This window comes from Pediococcus pentosaceus (assembly GCF_001437285.1).
Taxonomy (GTDB): Bacteria; Bacillota; Bacilli; order Lactobacillales; family Lactobacillaceae; genus Pediococcus; species Pediococcus pentosaceus.
On the sequence record NZ_JQBF01000002.1, the window covers coordinates 72,165 to 87,325 of the forward strand.

The 15,161-nt window shown below is 36.6% G+C and carries 15 protein-coding genes; 13 read left to right on the top strand and 2 right to left on the bottom strand.

Going from position 1 to position 15,161, the window contains the following annotated elements; all coding sequences use genetic code 11:
• Positions 1 to 2: 2 nt before the first annotated feature.
• The 6 genes from IV86_RS02140 (at position 3) to IV86_RS02165 (ending at position 6,188) form a co-directional block, all read left to right on the top strand.
• Positions 3 to 1,103 (top strand): tRNA(Met) cytidine acetate ligase, encoded by a 1,101-nt coding sequence (locus IV86_RS02140; RefSeq protein WP_002833810.1) that lies wholly within the window; start codon positions 3 to 5, stop codon positions 1,101 to 1,103.
• Positions 1,104 to 1,160: 57 nt separating this feature from the next.
• On the top strand, positions 1,161 to 1,700 hold the full coding sequence (locus IV86_RS02145; protein ID WP_002833811.1) for a YceD family protein: 540 nt from the start codon (positions 1,161 to 1,163) through the stop codon (positions 1,698 to 1,700).
• A 49-nt stretch (positions 1,701 to 1,749) separates the two neighbouring features.
• Positions 1,750 to 1,932: a 50S ribosomal protein L32 gene (gene rpmF, locus IV86_RS02150; protein WP_002831400.1), complete on the top strand. Its 183-nt coding sequence runs from the start codon at positions 1,750 to 1,752 to the stop codon at positions 1,930 to 1,932.
• A 233-nt stretch (positions 1,933 to 2,165) separates the two neighbouring features.
• A complete protein-coding gene (gndA, locus tag IV86_RS02155; protein ID WP_002833812.1) occupies positions 2,166 to 3,584 on the top strand; it encodes an NADP-dependent phosphogluconate dehydrogenase in 1,419 nt (472 codons plus the stop codon).
• Between the two features lie 434 nt (positions 3,585 to 4,018).
• Positions 4,019 to 4,705 (top strand): response regulator transcription factor, encoded by a 687-nt coding sequence (locus IV86_RS02160; protein ID WP_002833813.1) that lies wholly within the window; start codon positions 4,019 to 4,021, stop codon positions 4,703 to 4,705.
• A gap of 1 nt (position 4,706) precedes the next feature.
• Complete coding sequence (locus IV86_RS02165) at positions 4,707 to 6,188, top strand: sensor histidine kinase (RefSeq protein ID WP_002833814.1); 1,482 nt, start codon at positions 4,707 to 4,709, stop codon at positions 6,186 to 6,188.
• Between the two features lie 60 nt (positions 6,189 to 6,248).
• On the opposite strand, the gene yidC is transcribed toward IV86_RS02165, so the two are convergent.
• Together yidC and IV86_RS02175 are read right to left on the bottom strand one after the other, a co-directional pair.
• The gene (gene yidC / locus IV86_RS02170) at positions 6,249 to 7,199 is read right to left on the bottom strand and encodes a membrane protein insertase YidC (protein WP_002833815.1); all 951 of its coding nucleotides are present in this window, start codon (positions 7,197 to 7,199) and stop codon (positions 6,249 to 6,251) included.
• Positions 7,200 to 7,278: 79 nt separating this feature from the next.
• The gene (locus IV86_RS02175; RefSeq protein ID WP_002833816.1) at positions 7,279 to 7,551 is read right to left on the bottom strand and encodes an acylphosphatase; all 273 of its coding nucleotides are present in this window, start codon (positions 7,549 to 7,551) and stop codon (positions 7,279 to 7,281) included.
• A 185-nt stretch (positions 7,552 to 7,736) separates the two neighbouring features.
• Here IV86_RS02175 and IV86_RS02180 point away from each other — a divergent pair, with 185 nt between their 5' ends.
• The 7 genes from IV86_RS02180 to udk all read left to right on the top strand — a co-directional run bounded on the left by IV86_RS02180 (position 7,737) and on the right by udk (position 15,146).
• Complete coding sequence (locus IV86_RS02180; protein WP_002833817.1) at positions 7,737 to 8,504, top strand: TrmH family RNA methyltransferase; 768 nt, start codon at positions 7,737 to 7,739, stop codon at positions 8,502 to 8,504.
• Positions 8,505 to 8,601: 97 nt separating this feature from the next.
• The gene (locus IV86_RS02185) at positions 8,602 to 9,111 is read left to right on the top strand and encodes an HD domain-containing protein (protein ID WP_002833818.1); all 510 of its coding nucleotides are present in this window, start codon (positions 8,602 to 8,604) and stop codon (positions 9,109 to 9,111) included.
• Between the two features lie 17 nt (positions 9,112 to 9,128).
• A complete protein-coding gene (locus IV86_RS02190) occupies positions 9,129 to 9,461 on the top strand; it encodes a winged helix-turn-helix transcriptional regulator (RefSeq protein ID WP_002833819.1) in 333 nt (110 codons plus the stop codon).
• 277 nt (positions 9,462 to 9,738) lie between these two features.
• A complete protein-coding gene (gene pheS, locus IV86_RS02195) occupies positions 9,739 to 10,785 on the top strand; it encodes a phenylalanine--tRNA ligase subunit alpha (protein WP_002833820.1) in 1,047 nt (348 codons plus the stop codon).
• Between the two features lie 6 nt (positions 10,786 to 10,791).
• Complete coding sequence (gene pheT, locus IV86_RS02200) at positions 10,792 to 13,221, top strand: phenylalanine--tRNA ligase subunit beta (protein WP_002833822.1); 2,430 nt, start codon at positions 10,792 to 10,794, stop codon at positions 13,219 to 13,221.
• Between the two features lie 83 nt (positions 13,222 to 13,304).
• Complete coding sequence (gene mltG / locus IV86_RS02205) at positions 13,305 to 14,474, top strand: endolytic transglycosylase MltG (protein WP_029257866.1); 1,170 nt, start codon at positions 13,305 to 13,307, stop codon at positions 14,472 to 14,474.
• A 15-nt stretch (positions 14,475 to 14,489) separates the two neighbouring features.
• Positions 14,490 to 15,146, top strand: a complete 657-nt coding sequence (gene udk, locus IV86_RS02210) for a uridine kinase (RefSeq protein ID WP_002833824.1) — start codon at positions 14,490 to 14,492, stop codon at positions 15,144 to 15,146.
• The last annotated feature ends 15 nt before the right edge of the window (positions 15,147 to 15,161 follow it).

A 15,161-nucleotide genomic window follows, 5' to 3' on the forward strand; every position in this document is an offset into this window, starting at 1 on the left:
TATTGCAAGCATGCGCAGTGATTGCAGAGTTTAATCCATTTCATAATGGACATCAATATTTGTTAGAGCAGGCACGCAAGGTTACTAAGGCGGACTTAGTGATCGTAATTATGAGTGGCAATTTTGTACAGCGGGGGGAACCCGCCTTGATTAATAAATGGGAGAGAGCACGGGTTGCCATTAATTGTGGTGCTGATTTAGTTGTAGAAATACCTACTGAATATGCCATTGATTCTGCTAAAGAATTTGCCCATGCGGGAGTAGAGATTGCTCAAAAATTAGGAGCTAGCTTTTTAGCTTTTGGGAGTGAAAATCCAGATTTGGATTTTGAAAATGAGAGTAAGATTCTGGACCGACAATTTGACCAGAGAGCCAAAAAATATAATCAAAATTTTGCAGCTCAATTATTTGATGATACAGCCATTATGAACTCGAACGATATTCTAGGAATCAATTATGCGTACTGGAATTCTAAATCAAAAAGAGGCTTGCAGTTAATACCATTGCAAAGGGAACAAGCAGATCACCGAGATACGGAGATAAAGGGCTCGATTGCTAGTGCATCGGCAATTCGGAGGGCAGCTTTAGAACAATCAGAGTACTTTAACGCGGTACCTAAGGCGTCTTTAAAGGCTATTAGAAATGCTAAATTAACAAGCTGGGAAGATTTCTGGATAATGTTAAATTATCGGTTATTAACTTCAACGCCCCAAGAATTACGTCATATAAAGGGTGTTACAGAGGGTTTCGAAAATCGTATTTTAAATTTGGTTGATAAAAGTAACTCGTTTACAGAGTTGATGCAGAAGTTGAAGACTAAAAGATACACTTATACTAGAATTCAACGAAGTTTAACGAATATTTTACTTAATATCCAAGCTACTCCGTTTAATCTAACTAAGACGAGATTATTGGCGACAAATCAGCTCGGCCGGATTTTTATCCGAGAAGCAGCCCTTGGATCAGTAGTAATGACCAAAGTCACCAAAGAAGATTTTGAAAATAATTATGCAATTACAAAACGAGCAGACGATTTATACCAATTAGTTTCTCCATATCAATGGGGAAAGGGCCCTATTATAAAAAAGAATGTCAAGGAATAAACGTTGACAATGTGGTTCCACATGGTATAATTGTTTCTGTTGCATTGGAGGTTCATTATGGAATGGTATTTTACAGAACTGCGTAAGCACAAAGAGCCGTTTCAGTTCGATGAAACGATGGATTTGGAACAATCTTTAGTCGAACGCTTTCCAGATGTAGTTATTAAATGCTCACCAATTAATTTTAAAGGAACGGTGACAATCGAACGTGATTCAGTTATCATTGATGCTGAGATCAGTTGTGATTTGACAGTTCCTTCATCACGATCATTGAAGCCTGTCCACATGAATTTAGACTTTTTCATAAGTGAAATTTATGTAGATAATCCTAGTATTATTGATTCTTTTGCGAAAGAAGAAGTGGTAATGCTAGTTGAAGATGATGTGATTAGTGTTGATAAACTAATTGAAGATAATATCGTCCTTCAAGTTCCAATGCAGGTTTTAACGCCTGAAGAGGAAAAAGAGGGAGTCATGCCTTCTGGTGCAGAATGGCAAGTGATTTCTGAGATGGACGTGGAATCGGAGCATGAAAAACAAGTTGATCCACGCCTTGCTAAGTTAAAGGGTTTATTGAAAGATAATCCTGAATCGTAAGGCTTTAAAAAAGCGGGAAACCGAATTCTCTTAAAGGAGGTGCTCATAGATGGCTGTTCCAGCAAGAAGAACATCAAAGACACGTAAGCGTAATCGTCGTGGACACATTAAGTTAACTACTCCAGGTTTGGCACCATGTCCAAACTGTGGTGAATTACGAGTTTCACATCGTGTTTGCCCAAGTTGTGGTTACTATAACGGAAAACAAGTTATTGACGTGAAAGCTAACTAATTTGTTAAAAGAAGTAAAAGGAGCCTAGGTCCTTTTACTTCTTTTTTTGTGTTTAAAACGATTGAATATAAATTGCTTAGTGTTATATATTAATTAAATCTCCTTAGAGGTTCTCAGCTTTTTATACATTTTTTTTACTTATCTGTTAAAATATAATATATTGCTACACAAAGTTTCGAGTATTTTAAAATCAATGTCTTGGAACAATTGTTAGATATAGAGGAGGAATCACGATGGATCAACCACAAATTGGTGTAGTGGGAATGGCCGTAATGGGTAAAAATCTCGCTTTAAACATCGAAAGCAGGGGATATACAGTTGCGATCTACAACCGTACTGCCTCAAAAACTGAAAAAGTAATGCAAGATCATTCTGAAAAGAAATTAGTTCCTGCATATTCTATTGAAGAATTCGTAAATTCACTAGAAAAGCCTCGTCGAATTATGATGATGGTTAAGGCTGGTAAACCAACTGATGCTGTTATTGCTGAATTACTTCCTTTACTTGACAAAGGAGATGTCTTAATCGACGGTGGTAACACTAACTTTGAAGACACTATGCGTCGTAATAAAGAATTGGATGAATCTGGAATTAACTTCATTGGTACAGGTGTTTCAGGTGGTGAATTAGGTGCGTTACAAGGTCCTTCAATGATGCCAGGTGGACAAAAAGAAGCTTATGACTTAGTTGCACCAATCTTCGAACAAATCTCTGCTAAGGCTAAAGACGGCGATCCATGTGTGACCTATATTGGACCTAACGGAGCTGGTCATTACGTTAAAATGGTTCATAACGGAATTGAATATGGTGATGAACAATTAATCGATGAAAGTTACGACCTAATGCGTAAGTTATTGGGTCTCCCAGTTAAAGAAATTGCTGATATTTTTGCTGACTGGAATCAAGGTGAACTTGACAGTTATCTAATCGATATTACTGCTGATATTCTAACAAGAACGGACGATCTTGGTTCAGATAAACCAATCGTTGATCTTATTATGGATAAAGGTGGCAATAAAGGAACAGGTAAGTGGAGTTCACAAAATGCACTTGAATTAGGGGTTCCACAATCGCTCATCACTGAATCTGTATATGCTCGTTATATTTCCGTGCTTAAGGACGAACGTGTCGCAGCAAGTAAAGTGCTTGCAGGTCCAGAAAAGAAAATTGACGTTGACAAGGATGAAGTCATCGAAAAAATTCGTCGCGCACTATACTTCAGTAAGATTATGAGTTACGCTCAAGGATTTGAACAAATGCGTGTAGCTTCTGAAAATTATGACTGGAACTTGAATTTTGGTGAAATTGCCAAGATCTGGCGTGCTGGATGTATCATCCGTGCTCAATTCCTTCAAAATATTACAGATGCTTTCGATAAGAATCCTGAACTAAATAACCTTTTGATGGATTCATACTTCCAAGAAATTGCTGCTAAGTATCAAGAAGCCGTTCGTGACGTAGTTGCACTTGCTGTTAAAGCTGGAATTCCAGTTCCCGCACTATCAGCAGCGGTAGCATACTATGATTCATATCGTTCAGCTGTTTTACCAGCAAATCTTCTTCAAGCACAACGTGATTACTTTGGTGCTCACACCTACGAACGTGTTGATCGCGAAGGTATTTACCATTTTCCATGGTATGAAGAACAATAAAAATTAGTTTAAATAGAAAAGCGATAACCGTTACGGCTACCGCTTTTTTTATATGGATTATTAAGGATATCACTTTGAGACTAGGTCAAATTAAGTGAGCCACTTAAGTAGAGGCTAGGCTTTTCACCAATATAGTGCAACCCAAAACGCAAGCACTAGATGGAAAAATAGTTGCTTAGAATCGAAAAACTTTTAAAATAACAAAATTGATGTGAAATAAGTTAAGATACTATAATTAAATTATTACGTTTCAAAGTCAAATCAAATAATCTAACAATCTTATTTATATTGGATTAGAAAGGAATGGAAGCCTAGGGAAGCTATTTGACTCCCTTTTGTTTGCAACATAATATTGGAAGCGCTAGGCAAAGCAACCGGATAATGTTAGAATTTACTACAGTAGGGTTAAAATAATTTAATTTTGGGGTAAAAAAATGAGTCGTATTTTGATAATCGAAGATGAAAAAAGTCTTGCACGTTTTGTTCAACTTGAATTACAGCATGAAGGATATGAAGTTGAAGTTCAATCTAACGGACGCACAGGTTTAGAAGCAGCATTATCAGAAGATTTTGATGCTATCTTACTTGATTTAATGTTGCCAGAAATTAATGGAATTGAAGTATGTCGGCGTATTAGAAGAGAAAAAATAACTCCTATTATTATGATGACAGCTCGCGATTCAATCATTGATCGTGTTTCAGGTCTTGATCACGGAGCAGATGATTATATTGTAAAACCTTTTGCTATTGAGGAGTTACTTGCTCGTTTACGCGCAGTTCTTCGCCGAGTGGATTTAGAAACACAAGATTCCACTTTCCACCAAACAACGGTTGAATTTCAAGATATTGTTATTGAAAAGGAAAATCGAGTTGTACGTCGTAATAACGAAGTAATCAATTTAACTAAACGTGAATATGAGTTGCTATTGTTATTAATGGAAAATATTAACGTGGTTCAGTCTCGAGAAACTTTATTGAATAAGGTATGGGGTGTAGACGATGGTGTAGAAACTAACGTTGTCGATGTGTACATTAGATACCTCCGAAATAAAATTGATGTTAAGGGACGTCCTAGCTACATTCAAACCGTACGTGGTACTGGATATGTAATGAGGACCTAGTATGGAAAATAAAGTAATTAAAAAAAAGAGAATGTCGCTAAAATGGAAATGGGCTATCGGTACTGGTGTTGGAGTCCTATTAATTTTTGCACTTTTCTCTTTTTTTGTTTTTAAAATTGTAACAGATTCATTATATGCTGAAGAACATCGAGATGTGGAATCAACAGTAACCCAAGTAAGAAGTCGTCTTCAAAATGCGAATGAGATTAATTATAAAACTACGGATATATTCAGACCTGATTTAAACCAAAAATCGGCGGTTAATAATAACCAAGGTGGTTTTAATGATTCATTGTTAGCGAGTTTAACCAGGCGAGATTTAGTAGTTTCAGTTTATAACTTAGAAAAAGAATCAGTTTTTTCGAATCAAAGAATTAGTATGAAGACTACTCTCTCCGAGCGAAAGTCAATTAAACGGAGTAAATTTCATCATAAAGATATTATTGTGGGACAAGCACCGATTATTAATAAAGATAATCAAGTAATCGGGTATGTACGAGTTGTTGATTTACTGGTGAAATATAATAACAGATATCAGCGCTTGATCTGGCTATTTACCTTAACGTCGCTTTTAATTTTTATGGTAATCTCCATTTTCGGTTATGGATTAACGGCATACTTATTAAAACCAATGAATTTAATTAATCAGTCGATGCGTAATTTAGAGGAAGATCCTCAAACCGATTTAAGAGTTCCTGAAATTGATACAAATGACGAGTTATCGGACTTGGCTCATGAATTTAATGATATGATTGATCGAATGCAACGCTATATTGATCAACAGAGACAGTTCGTTGAAGATGTATCACATGAATTGCGAACGCCAGTGGCAGTTGTGGAAGGTCACCTAAAGATGCTTGACCGTTGGGGAAAGGATGATCCACAAGTTTTGGATGAATCAATTAAAGCGTCCTTAGAAGAAACGCAACGAATGAAAAGTTTAGTTAGTGAAATGCTAGATCTAACACGAGCTGATCAAATTGAGATTAATTATGCCGATGAAAAAACGAACGTCGTTCAATTAGTAAATCAAGTATTCAATGATTTTAAGATGATTCATCCAGAATTTAATTTCGTAATGGATGACGATATTACTGGTGAACCCATTGTTCCTATATATCGGAATCATTTAGAACAAATTCTCGTAATCCTGCTTGATAATGCCATCAAGTACTCAAAAGATCGCAAAGAAATTCATATTTCAACTGCTAATACCAAAAAGACCGTTGAAATTGCTGTACAAGATTTTGGTGAGGGGATTGCTGAAGAAAATCTGAAACAGGTATTTAATCGTTTCTATCGAATCGACAAAGCTCGCAGTCGAGATCAAGGTGGGAACGGTTTAGGTTTATCCATTGCTAAGAAATTAACTGAAGAATATCATGGAAATATTTCGCTAGAAAGTTCAGTTGGTTCAGGTTCAATATTTAGAATTAAATTACCGATTATTGAAGATCAACAGATAGAAATTAGTGAAAAATAAAAAATCCTTGGAAAATGAGTTTTACTCAAAATTTTCCAAGGATTTTTTTGGTATTTAATTTTAGTCACGATGATGATTTTGTTTACCTGCATTACGACGAGGTTTGTTATTTTGTGGTTTAGAAACTGGTTTAGTTTCAGGTTCACTAGTAAATTCTGTAGCTGCTTCTGTAACATTTTTAAGGTCTACTGGACCAGTTGGTTCAACAATCTTAGGAGGATTCTTTTTCATTTCCTCTTGGATCCGTGCTTTAATTTTTGGACGATAGAGATTAATTGCGAGTGTTTGGATACATGCAAAAACTCCACCAACAGCAAAGTAAAGTCCTAATCCACCAGGGGAAGAAAAAGTGAAAAATAGAATCATCAAAGGACTGACAATCATCATGGAACGCATCATTTTTCTTTGTTCTGGTGCAACGCCTAAAGTACCTAACCAACCTTGTAATAAGTAAACAAGGAAGGAAATTGCTGCCAATAAGATACTTGGCTTAGCCAAATTAATACCTAGGAATAATCCTTGATGTAATTCAGGTGAATACTGAATAGCTGCGTATAACGCGGCAAAAACAGGGAATTGGATGATAATTGGGAGGCAACCAATTCCACCAGTCATACTAACGTTGTTATCCTTATACAAGGCCATCATTTCCTGACTAATAGCGGCACGTTCTTCGGGCGTTTTGGCTGCTTGATTACGTGCTTGAAGTACCTTAAGCTGGGGCTGAATAAATGCCATTTTTTCTTGTTGAATTGTGGCTTTGCGAGATTGATTTAACATCAATGGAAGCAAAATTAAACGAACAACAAAAGTAACAAGAATAATCGCTAGCCCATAACTTCCACAAAGTAAGTGTGAAAGGTAATTCATAAAGTGCTGAGTGGGGATGGCTAGATAATCATAGATCGGTCCATACGGATTACCGTGTTTATCACGTTGGACACATCCACTAAGAACTAATGCGAGTCCCGAGATTAAAGTAATCGTCGAGATACTTTTAAGCTTTTTCATAATATACGTACAATTCCCTTCTGAATGCTAGAAATACAAGGGTAACTATACTTGATTTTCCGTCTTTTTTCAATGAAATTTAGTATTTAACAATAAAGTCTTGCCCTTCAAATAAGGGAATTGATTTAACAGTTAATTTATTGACTCGTCCAGATGGCGAAGGTGAGGCTTTTACTCCATCAATAAACTGGTCTAAAACAGCGTCTGGAGCCTGCGCCTCAATTTCTACGGTACCATCGGGGTTGTTTTTGACCCATCCAGTTACTTTAAGTCGATCAGCTAGTAATTTGGTTGTATAACGGAATCCCACGGCTTGTACCTGTCCAGAAGCGTTCATGTGAACAGCTTTCATTATAATCATTCCTTTCAAAAAGATTTATATTAATGATTTTAACATCGTTACCTTAATTTGTTAGTATGAAAGGTGTTAAGATTAAAAGTTCGGCAAGTCTGTATATCATTTAGATTGTGATAATGATACGATTAAATAGGATAGAAACAGAATACTTACAAATGGTAAGGAGATAAGGTATAATTATGGAAAAGATTTCTTCAACAAAGAATTCAAAAGTGAAAGAATGGGTGAAACTAAAAACCAATAATGGTAGAAAAAAATTTAAGAAATTTCTTTTAGAAGGACGTCATCCAGTGGAGACGGCTTTGGAACAGGCAACTGAATATGAGTTTTTAATTGTCCAAGAAGACTTTGATTTAGGTGAGCTTGCTGAACAAGTCGATAATGACAAATTAATTTTAGTGACCAAAGAAGTTGCTAATCATATTTCAGATACTGTTCACGATCAAGGCATCTTTTTAATTGGTTACATTAACGAGGAAGATTGGCAATTTCCAGATGATTTGTCTGGAAAATGGTTAGTTTTGGATAATGTACAAGATCCTGGAAATATTGGTACAATGGTAAGAACGGCTGATGCGGCTGGGTTTACAGGAGTTGTATTTGGCGATGGGACAGCTGATTTCTATAACCCTAAGATTCTAAGGGCTATGCAGGGTAGTCAGTATCACTTGCAGTTGAAACGATTGAATCTTGAGAAATGGATTCGTAATTGTAAGGATCAAGGTAGTGTAATTTTTGGCTCAATTTTAGATGAAAATGCCCGTGACTATCGTAAAATTGATGTTCCAGACCAGTTCTCTTTGATTATGGGGAATGAAGGCAACGGCATGAGTGAAAGACTTATTGAAATGACGGATATGAATTTATATATTCCAATCAAGGGTTCCGCAGAATCTTTGAATGTGGCGGTTGCTGCTGGAGTATTAATGTTTGGTTTAGCCGGTTAAGGTTTTGTTACGTTTTAAATTTGGCAGTTAGATTTACTTGATTTAAAAAAGTATGACGCTAAGATGGTAGTAACTTAAGCTAAAAAGGAGCTTTTTAATGAAGTCACTAGATTGGAAAAATGATTCTGAATATATGGCAATTGTTGGAGATTTATTAGAGAAAAAAGAGGTTCAAAAGTTAGATAACTACACTCAACATCACAATGGAACTCGTTTGGATCACTGTATTAGCGTTTCCTATGAAAGCTATTTGTTAGCCAAAAAACACAATCTAGATGCTGTTTCGACAGCACGAGCTGGGTTACTCCATGATTTATTCTATTACGATTGGAGAACAACTAAGTTTACTTTGGGTTCTCACGCCTTTATCCATCCTCGGGTTGCTTTACGTAATGCGGAAAAGCTCACGGTCTTGAATGATAAAGAAAAAGATATTATATTAAAACATATGTGGGGAGCCACTATCGCGCGACCTAAATATTTTGAAAGCAGTATTGTGTCATTTGTAGATGACGAACAAGCTATTACTGAATATTTTGATCATGTTCGCAAGGAATTTAAGATGAAACTCATGAAATATAAAGAGAAGGTTATTAAGTTTATCTAGTAAAAGAGGTTTTTATAATGCAGAGTACACAACTAAAAGAACAAACTGATTTTGAACTTTGTCCAAAGTTTGAAAAGATGTTTGATATACTAGGAAAAAAATGGAATGGACTTATTTTAGAAGTGCTTATGAATGCTGGTCCACAGCGTTTTAAAGACATTGCGCATAGTGTCACGAAATGTAGTGACCGTGTACTTGTAGAGCGTTTGAAAAGCTTAGAGGAAGCTGGGCTAGTGGAACGATGTACTTATGAGGATTCTTCCTTAATTGAGTATCGATTAACAGAACAAGGTGAAAATCTACGTCCGGTGCTTGACGCCGCTCATAAATTTGCTGATTGCTGGTTTTAATTAGGTATTGACCTAATGCGTTTTTTTGGTTAAAGTAGCTAAGAGAATAAAAGCTCGAAGAGTAGTAGCTGATTTAAATTATCAGACAGAGAAGGAATCGTTAGGTTGAGAGATTCCGATGATGGTTTCAGTGAATTCGCTTCGATTTAAAAATGGGCAGGCCACCCGTATCTGGCTGACCAAGTGTGCATTGAGTTGCAAACAAGGGTGGTACCGCGTTAAAAAACGTCCCTTTCTAGGAGGGGCGTTTTTTTATTTGGAGAAAGGTGGAAAGATCATGAGTTTACAAGAGAAGTTAAAAGAACTTGAAGAAAAAGGTCTTCAAGAAATTAGCGTTGCTAATGAATTATCAAAATTAAATGAAGTACGGGTCAATTTTTTAGGTAAAAAAGGTCCGATTACTGAGGTCCTCCGAGGGATGCGTGATTTAAGTAAAGAGGAACGTCCTAAGGTCGGTGAATTTGCTAATAAAGTACGTGATAACCTAACATCTAAATTGGAAGAACGTAAAGAAGAATTAGCACAGGCAGCCTTGAATAAAAAATTAGCTGAAGAGGCTGTAGATGTTACTTTGCCAGGGACACCGATGAAGCAAGGCCAACCGCATGTTATTCAGCAAATTATTGATAACTTGGAAGATTTATTCCTTGGGATGGGTTACCAAGTTGTTGAAGGACCAGAAGTTGAACTCGACCGCTATAACTTTGAGATGCTAAATCTGCCTAAAGATCATCCGGCTCGTGATATGCAAGATACATTTTACATCACGGACGAAGTTTTGATGCGCTCTCAAACTTCTCCAGTTCAAGCTCGAACAATGGAAAAACATGACTTTTCAAAGGGACCATTAAAAATGATCTCACCAGGGGTAGTTTACCGTCGCGATACTGATGATGCTACTCATTCACACCAATTCCATCAAATTGAAGGATTAGTGATTGATAAGAACATTACGATGGGTGATTTGAAAGGTACTTTAGTAACTTTGGCTAAGGAACTTTTTGGTGATCGTTTCGAAGTACGCTTGCGTCCAAGTTATTTTCCATTTACAGAACCTTCTGTTGAAGCAGACGTTACTTGCTTTAATTGTATGGGAAAAGGCTGTTCAGTATGTAAGTCAACCGGTTGGATAGAAGTATTAGGGGCTGGAATGGTTCATCCTAATGTTTTGAAAATGGCTGGTGTGGACACGGACGTTTACGGTGGTTTTGCCTTTGGATTAGGACCTGATCGTTTTGCAATGTTACGTTATGGTGTTGATGATATTCGTAATTTCTACCTAAATGATGTTAGATTCCTATCCCAATTCAATAAGCGAGGTTAATAAAAAATGAAACTTTCATACAAGTGGTTATCTAAATATTTAGAACTAGACTTAGAACCTAAAGACTTGGCTGAAAAGATTGAACGTACAGCTGTTGAAGTTGATTCAGTTACAAGATTAGATTATAAATTAAAGAAAATTGTTGTGGGTCATACCCTAGAAGTGACTGAACATCCTGATTCAGATCATTTGCACATTTGCCAAGTCGATGTTGGTGAAGAAGAACCAATTCAAATTGTTTGTGGTGCACCTAATATTGCTGCAGACCAAGATGTTATTGTTGCTCTCCACGGTTCAAGAATCAAAGACAACGTCAAAATTAAGCGTAGCAAAATGCGTGGAGTTCCATCTAATGGGATGATTTGTGCTCTGCAAGAAATTGGTTACCCAGACAATGTGGTACCTAAAGACTATGCAGATGGAATTTACGTATTCCCAGCTGACAGCCATGTTAAACCAGGTGATTCTGTAATGGAAGCTTTAGGAATGGATGACGATGTGATTGATACATCCGTAACACCTAATCGTGGTGATATGTTCAGTATGAACGGTAATGCACACGAAATTGCCGCTATTCTAGATCAAAAGGCTAATTTTGAAGTTTTGAAGGTCCAAGACGAACAAAAATCAGCTGATACTTTAGCCGATCAAATAAAAGTTGAAATCGATGAGCAAGATGTTGCCCCAGTTTACAAGTTGATGGCCATTGAAAACGTGAAAATTGCGCCTAGTCCATTCTGGCTACAAACGACATTGATGAAGGCGGGAATTCGTCCTATTAATAATGTAGTGGATGTTACTAATTACATTATGTTGAAATATGGACAACCTCTTCATGCCTATGATTTGGACCAACTTAAAGGTCAAACAATTTCAGTTGCTCCAGCGGGTGAAAATGTTAAATTTACTACTCTAGATGATGAAAAACGTGATTTGCGTCCAGAAGACCTTGTAATCACAGCTGATGGGACCCCGATTGCAATGGCTGGTGTAATGGGTGGAATGGCTACAGAAGTTAGTGATCAAACTCAAAATATTGTTATTGAAGCAGCAATTTTTGACCCAATTAAAATCCGTAAAACTGCTCGTTACCATAATCTACATAGCGAAGCTGCAATGCGTTTTGAACGTGGTATTGACTATAGTTCACTTGATGATGCATTAAACGAAGCAGCCAGCTTAGTAGCTGATTTTAGTCAAGGGAAAGTGATGAGCGGGGTAGTTGTTGGCAATGATACTAAACTTAATCCTGAATCAATTACAATCGCTTTAGCTCGTATTAACAAAATTTTAGGTACGTCACTTACTAGTGAAGAAGTCGTAGCTATTTTTGATCGACTTGGATTTAGTACAGAATTAGATGCTACAAAGCAGACCTTCAAGGTAACTGTTCCCGTTCGTCGTTGGGACATTCATATTGAAGCTGACTTGCTAGAGGAAGTTGCTCGAATCTTTGGTTACGACAACTTACCAGTGACATTACCAACTGGTGATCCAACTATTGGACAACTTACTACTGAACAGAAATTGATGCGGGCCTCAAGAACAGTTATGGAAGGCTTAGGGCTTACTCAAGCCATGAGTTATGGACTTACAACCATTGCCAAGAGTCAACAATTTGTGAAGGGTGATCACGAACTAGTGAAGGTCGATTGGCCAATGACAAAGGACCGAGAAGCCTTAAGAATGAATCTAATTAGTGGATTACTTGATGATATTGCTTACAATAAGGCACGTTCAGTGGAAAATGTTGCTCTTTATGAACAAGGGCGAGTTTTCTATGGAAATGGACAAGCACAACCAGAAGAAATTGAACATATTGCAGGAGCAATTACAGGTTCAATGCAGGCTAAGTCTTGGAATGAAAAAGAAAAGCCAGTAACTTTCTTTGATGTTAAGGGAATTGTAGAACAATACCTTAAGAATGTTGCCGTTGCTGGAGAAGTAAGTTATGTTGCAGACCATGATCGTCAGGGGATGCATCCGGGACGCACTGCTGATGTTTTGCTTGATGGAGATGTAATTGGTTTTATTGGTCAAATTCATCCAACCACTGCAGAAGAGTTTAAGATTAAGGAAACTTATGTTTTTGAATTGAATTTAACAAAAATTATTCATGCCGAAAAGAAGTTACAACATTATGACGTAATTTCTAAATATCCTGCAATTACACGAGACATTGCTATTTTAGTTAATAAGGAAGTTTCTAATACAGAAGTTCTAAACGTTATTAATGAAACTAAGCAAAAGAACTTGATAAAAGTTGAATTGTTTGATGTTTATGAAGGTAAGAACCTTGAAAAAGGGATGAAGTCCTTGGCATATCAATTTACTTATCAAGATACAAATGATACTTTGCAAGAAGATGCTATCAATGATGAATTTTCTAAGGTAATTAAAAACCTGGAAGAGAAATTAAATGTAACCGTTAGATAACCGTATTAAATCTATGTTACTTTAATGCGAAGTTAAAGATAGTTATTGTATAATTACCATTATTGTAAATGATAGGAGAAATGATCTTGGATAATAACAATGATTCGAATCAAAGACATAGTCGTGTACAGAGTAACTATAAACGACAAAAAAACGGTCACAACATTATTAAATGGGTGATTGGTATCTTAGTTGCTGTTGTTTTAATCACTACGTTTATGGGATACCGCTATTACAGCACTTCCCTACAACCTTTAGACGCGAAGAGCAATAAACAAATTGAAATTAATATTCCGGTTGGAACAACTTCACGAGGAGTGGGCTCGATCCTAGAGGATAAACATGTCGTTAAGAGTGGTGCAGTATTCAATTACTACACTAAGTCTAAGAAAATCAATAACTTCCAAGCAGGTTATTATGTTTTAAAACCATCGATGACTTTAAAACAAATCGCTAAAAAACTTGAAAAGGGTGGAGCAGCAGAGCCAATTGCCTTGAACGGTCCACGCGTATTAATCAAGGAAGGCGAAAATATTGATCAGATTGCTAATTCGATGAAATCTTCGAAGTACTTTAAGAAGTCCGATTTCTTGAAATTAATGAAAGATGAGGACTTTATAAAGAGTCTAGCTAAGCAATATCCTAAATTACTGGGATCGGCGATGAAGGCTCAAAACGTGCGCTATCGATTAGAAGGGTACTTATTCCCAGCTAGTTATGCAATTGATAAAAATACCAAACTAAAAGATGTCATTACGCAAATGGTTGCTAAAGAGGATGCTGTTTTACAACCTTATTATTCTAAGATTAAATCAGATGGTTTAACCGTTCAGGAAACTTTGAGTGTAGCGTCACTAGTTGAAATGGAAGGTAGTAAATCTAGCGATCGCTCTAAGATTGCAGGGGTCTTCTTAAATCGTATCAAGCAAGGTGAAACATTAGGATCTGATGTTTCAACACGTTATGCAGTTAAAAAATCCGCAACAGAAGACTTAACTCAATCCGATTTAGCAAGTACTAACCCATATAACACTCGGGTGAATACTGGATTTATGCCAGGACCAGTTGATAATCCTGGTGAAGATTCTATTCTATCCGTGGTTAATGCTGATACTAAAGACGGATATCTATTCTTCTTTGCAGTTACAAAAAATGTATCTGGTTCAAAACATAAAGTTGGAGACGTCTTGTTCTACAAAGACATTACTTCATTTAACGAAGCAGTTGCGAAGTACAATCCAGAAGGTAAATAGTGAGGAATTAAGCTTATGAGTACAAAGAACAGCCCAATAATTATTGGGGTAACCGGGGGATCCGGTAGTGGAAAAACAACTGTTAGTCAAAAAATTCTTGAAGAATTACATGGTCATTCGATTTCTATCATTCAACAAGATTCGTATTACAAAGATCAAGCTGAAAAAACGATGGAAGAACGCCGGGCGGTTAATTACGACCATCCACTGGCCTTTGATGCCGACCTTTTATATGAACATTTAAAAATGTTGAAAAACAACCAAAAAATCGAAGTTCCTATTTATGATTATAAAATTTCGACGCGAAGTTCAGAAGTTATTGAACAAGACCCAACCGACGTGATTATCCTTGAGGGGATTTTAATCCTAGCAGATGAGCGAATTCGTGATATGTTAGACATTAAGGTTTACGTTGATACTGATGATGATATTAGAATTATTCGTCGTATTCGTCGCGATATGGAACAACGTGCACGAACATTAGATTCAATCATTAATCAATATTTAACGGGTGTTAAACCCATGTACCACCAATTTATTGAGCCAACCAAGCGCTATGCTGATGTGATTGTTCCTGAAGGTGGAAAAAACAGTGTGGCGATTGATTTATTGGTTACAAAAGTTCGCGATATTCTATCAGAAGATGGGCGCGATGAGAGTTTTAATAAATAATTTTGAGGTGTAAAA

What these genes read in the sequence shown, in the direction of transcription:
- IV86_RS02175 (WP_002833816.1), bottom strand. Translation starts at nt 7,551, where the DNA reads ATGAAAGCTGTTCACATGAACGCTTCTGGACAGGTACAAGCCGTGGGA.
- yidC (WP_002833815.1), bottom strand. Translation starts at nt 7,199, where the DNA reads ATGAAAAAGCTTAAAAGTATCTCGACGATTACTTTAATCTCGGGACTC.
- IV86_RS02185 (WP_002833818.1), top strand. Translation starts at nt 8,602, where the DNA reads ATGAAGTCACTAGATTGGAAAAATGATTCTGAATATATGGCAATTGTT.
- IV86_RS02160 (WP_002833813.1), top strand. Translation starts at nt 4,019, where the DNA reads ATGAGTCGTATTTTGATAATCGAAGATGAAAAAAGTCTTGCACGTTTT.
- udk (WP_002833824.1), top strand. Translation starts at nt 14,490, where the DNA reads ATGAGTACAAAGAACAGCCCAATAATTATTGGGGTAACCGGGGGATCC.
- IV86_RS02145 (WP_002833811.1), top strand. Translation starts at nt 1,161, where the DNA reads ATGGAATGGTATTTTACAGAACTGCGTAAGCACAAAGAGCCGTTTCAG.
- pheT (WP_002833822.1), top strand. Translation starts at nt 10,792, where the DNA reads ATGAAACTTTCATACAAGTGGTTATCTAAATATTTAGAACTAGACTTA.
- gndA (WP_002833812.1), top strand. Translation starts at nt 2,166, where the DNA reads ATGGATCAACCACAAATTGGTGTAGTGGGAATGGCCGTAATGGGTAAA.
- pheS (WP_002833820.1), top strand. Translation starts at nt 9,739, where the DNA reads ATGAGTTTACAAGAGAAGTTAAAAGAACTTGAAGAAAAAGGTCTTCAA.
- IV86_RS02190 (WP_002833819.1), top strand. Translation starts at nt 9,129, where the DNA reads ATGCAGAGTACACAACTAAAAGAACAAACTGATTTTGAACTTTGTCCA.
- IV86_RS02180 (WP_002833817.1), top strand. Translation starts at nt 7,737, where the DNA reads ATGGAAAAGATTTCTTCAACAAAGAATTCAAAAGTGAAAGAATGGGTG.
- rpmF (WP_002831400.1), top strand. Translation starts at nt 1,750, where the DNA reads ATGGCTGTTCCAGCAAGAAGAACATCAAAGACACGTAAGCGTAATCGT.
- IV86_RS02165 (WP_002833814.1), top strand. Translation starts at nt 4,707, where the DNA reads ATGGAAAATAAAGTAATTAAAAAAAAGAGAATGTCGCTAAAATGGAAA.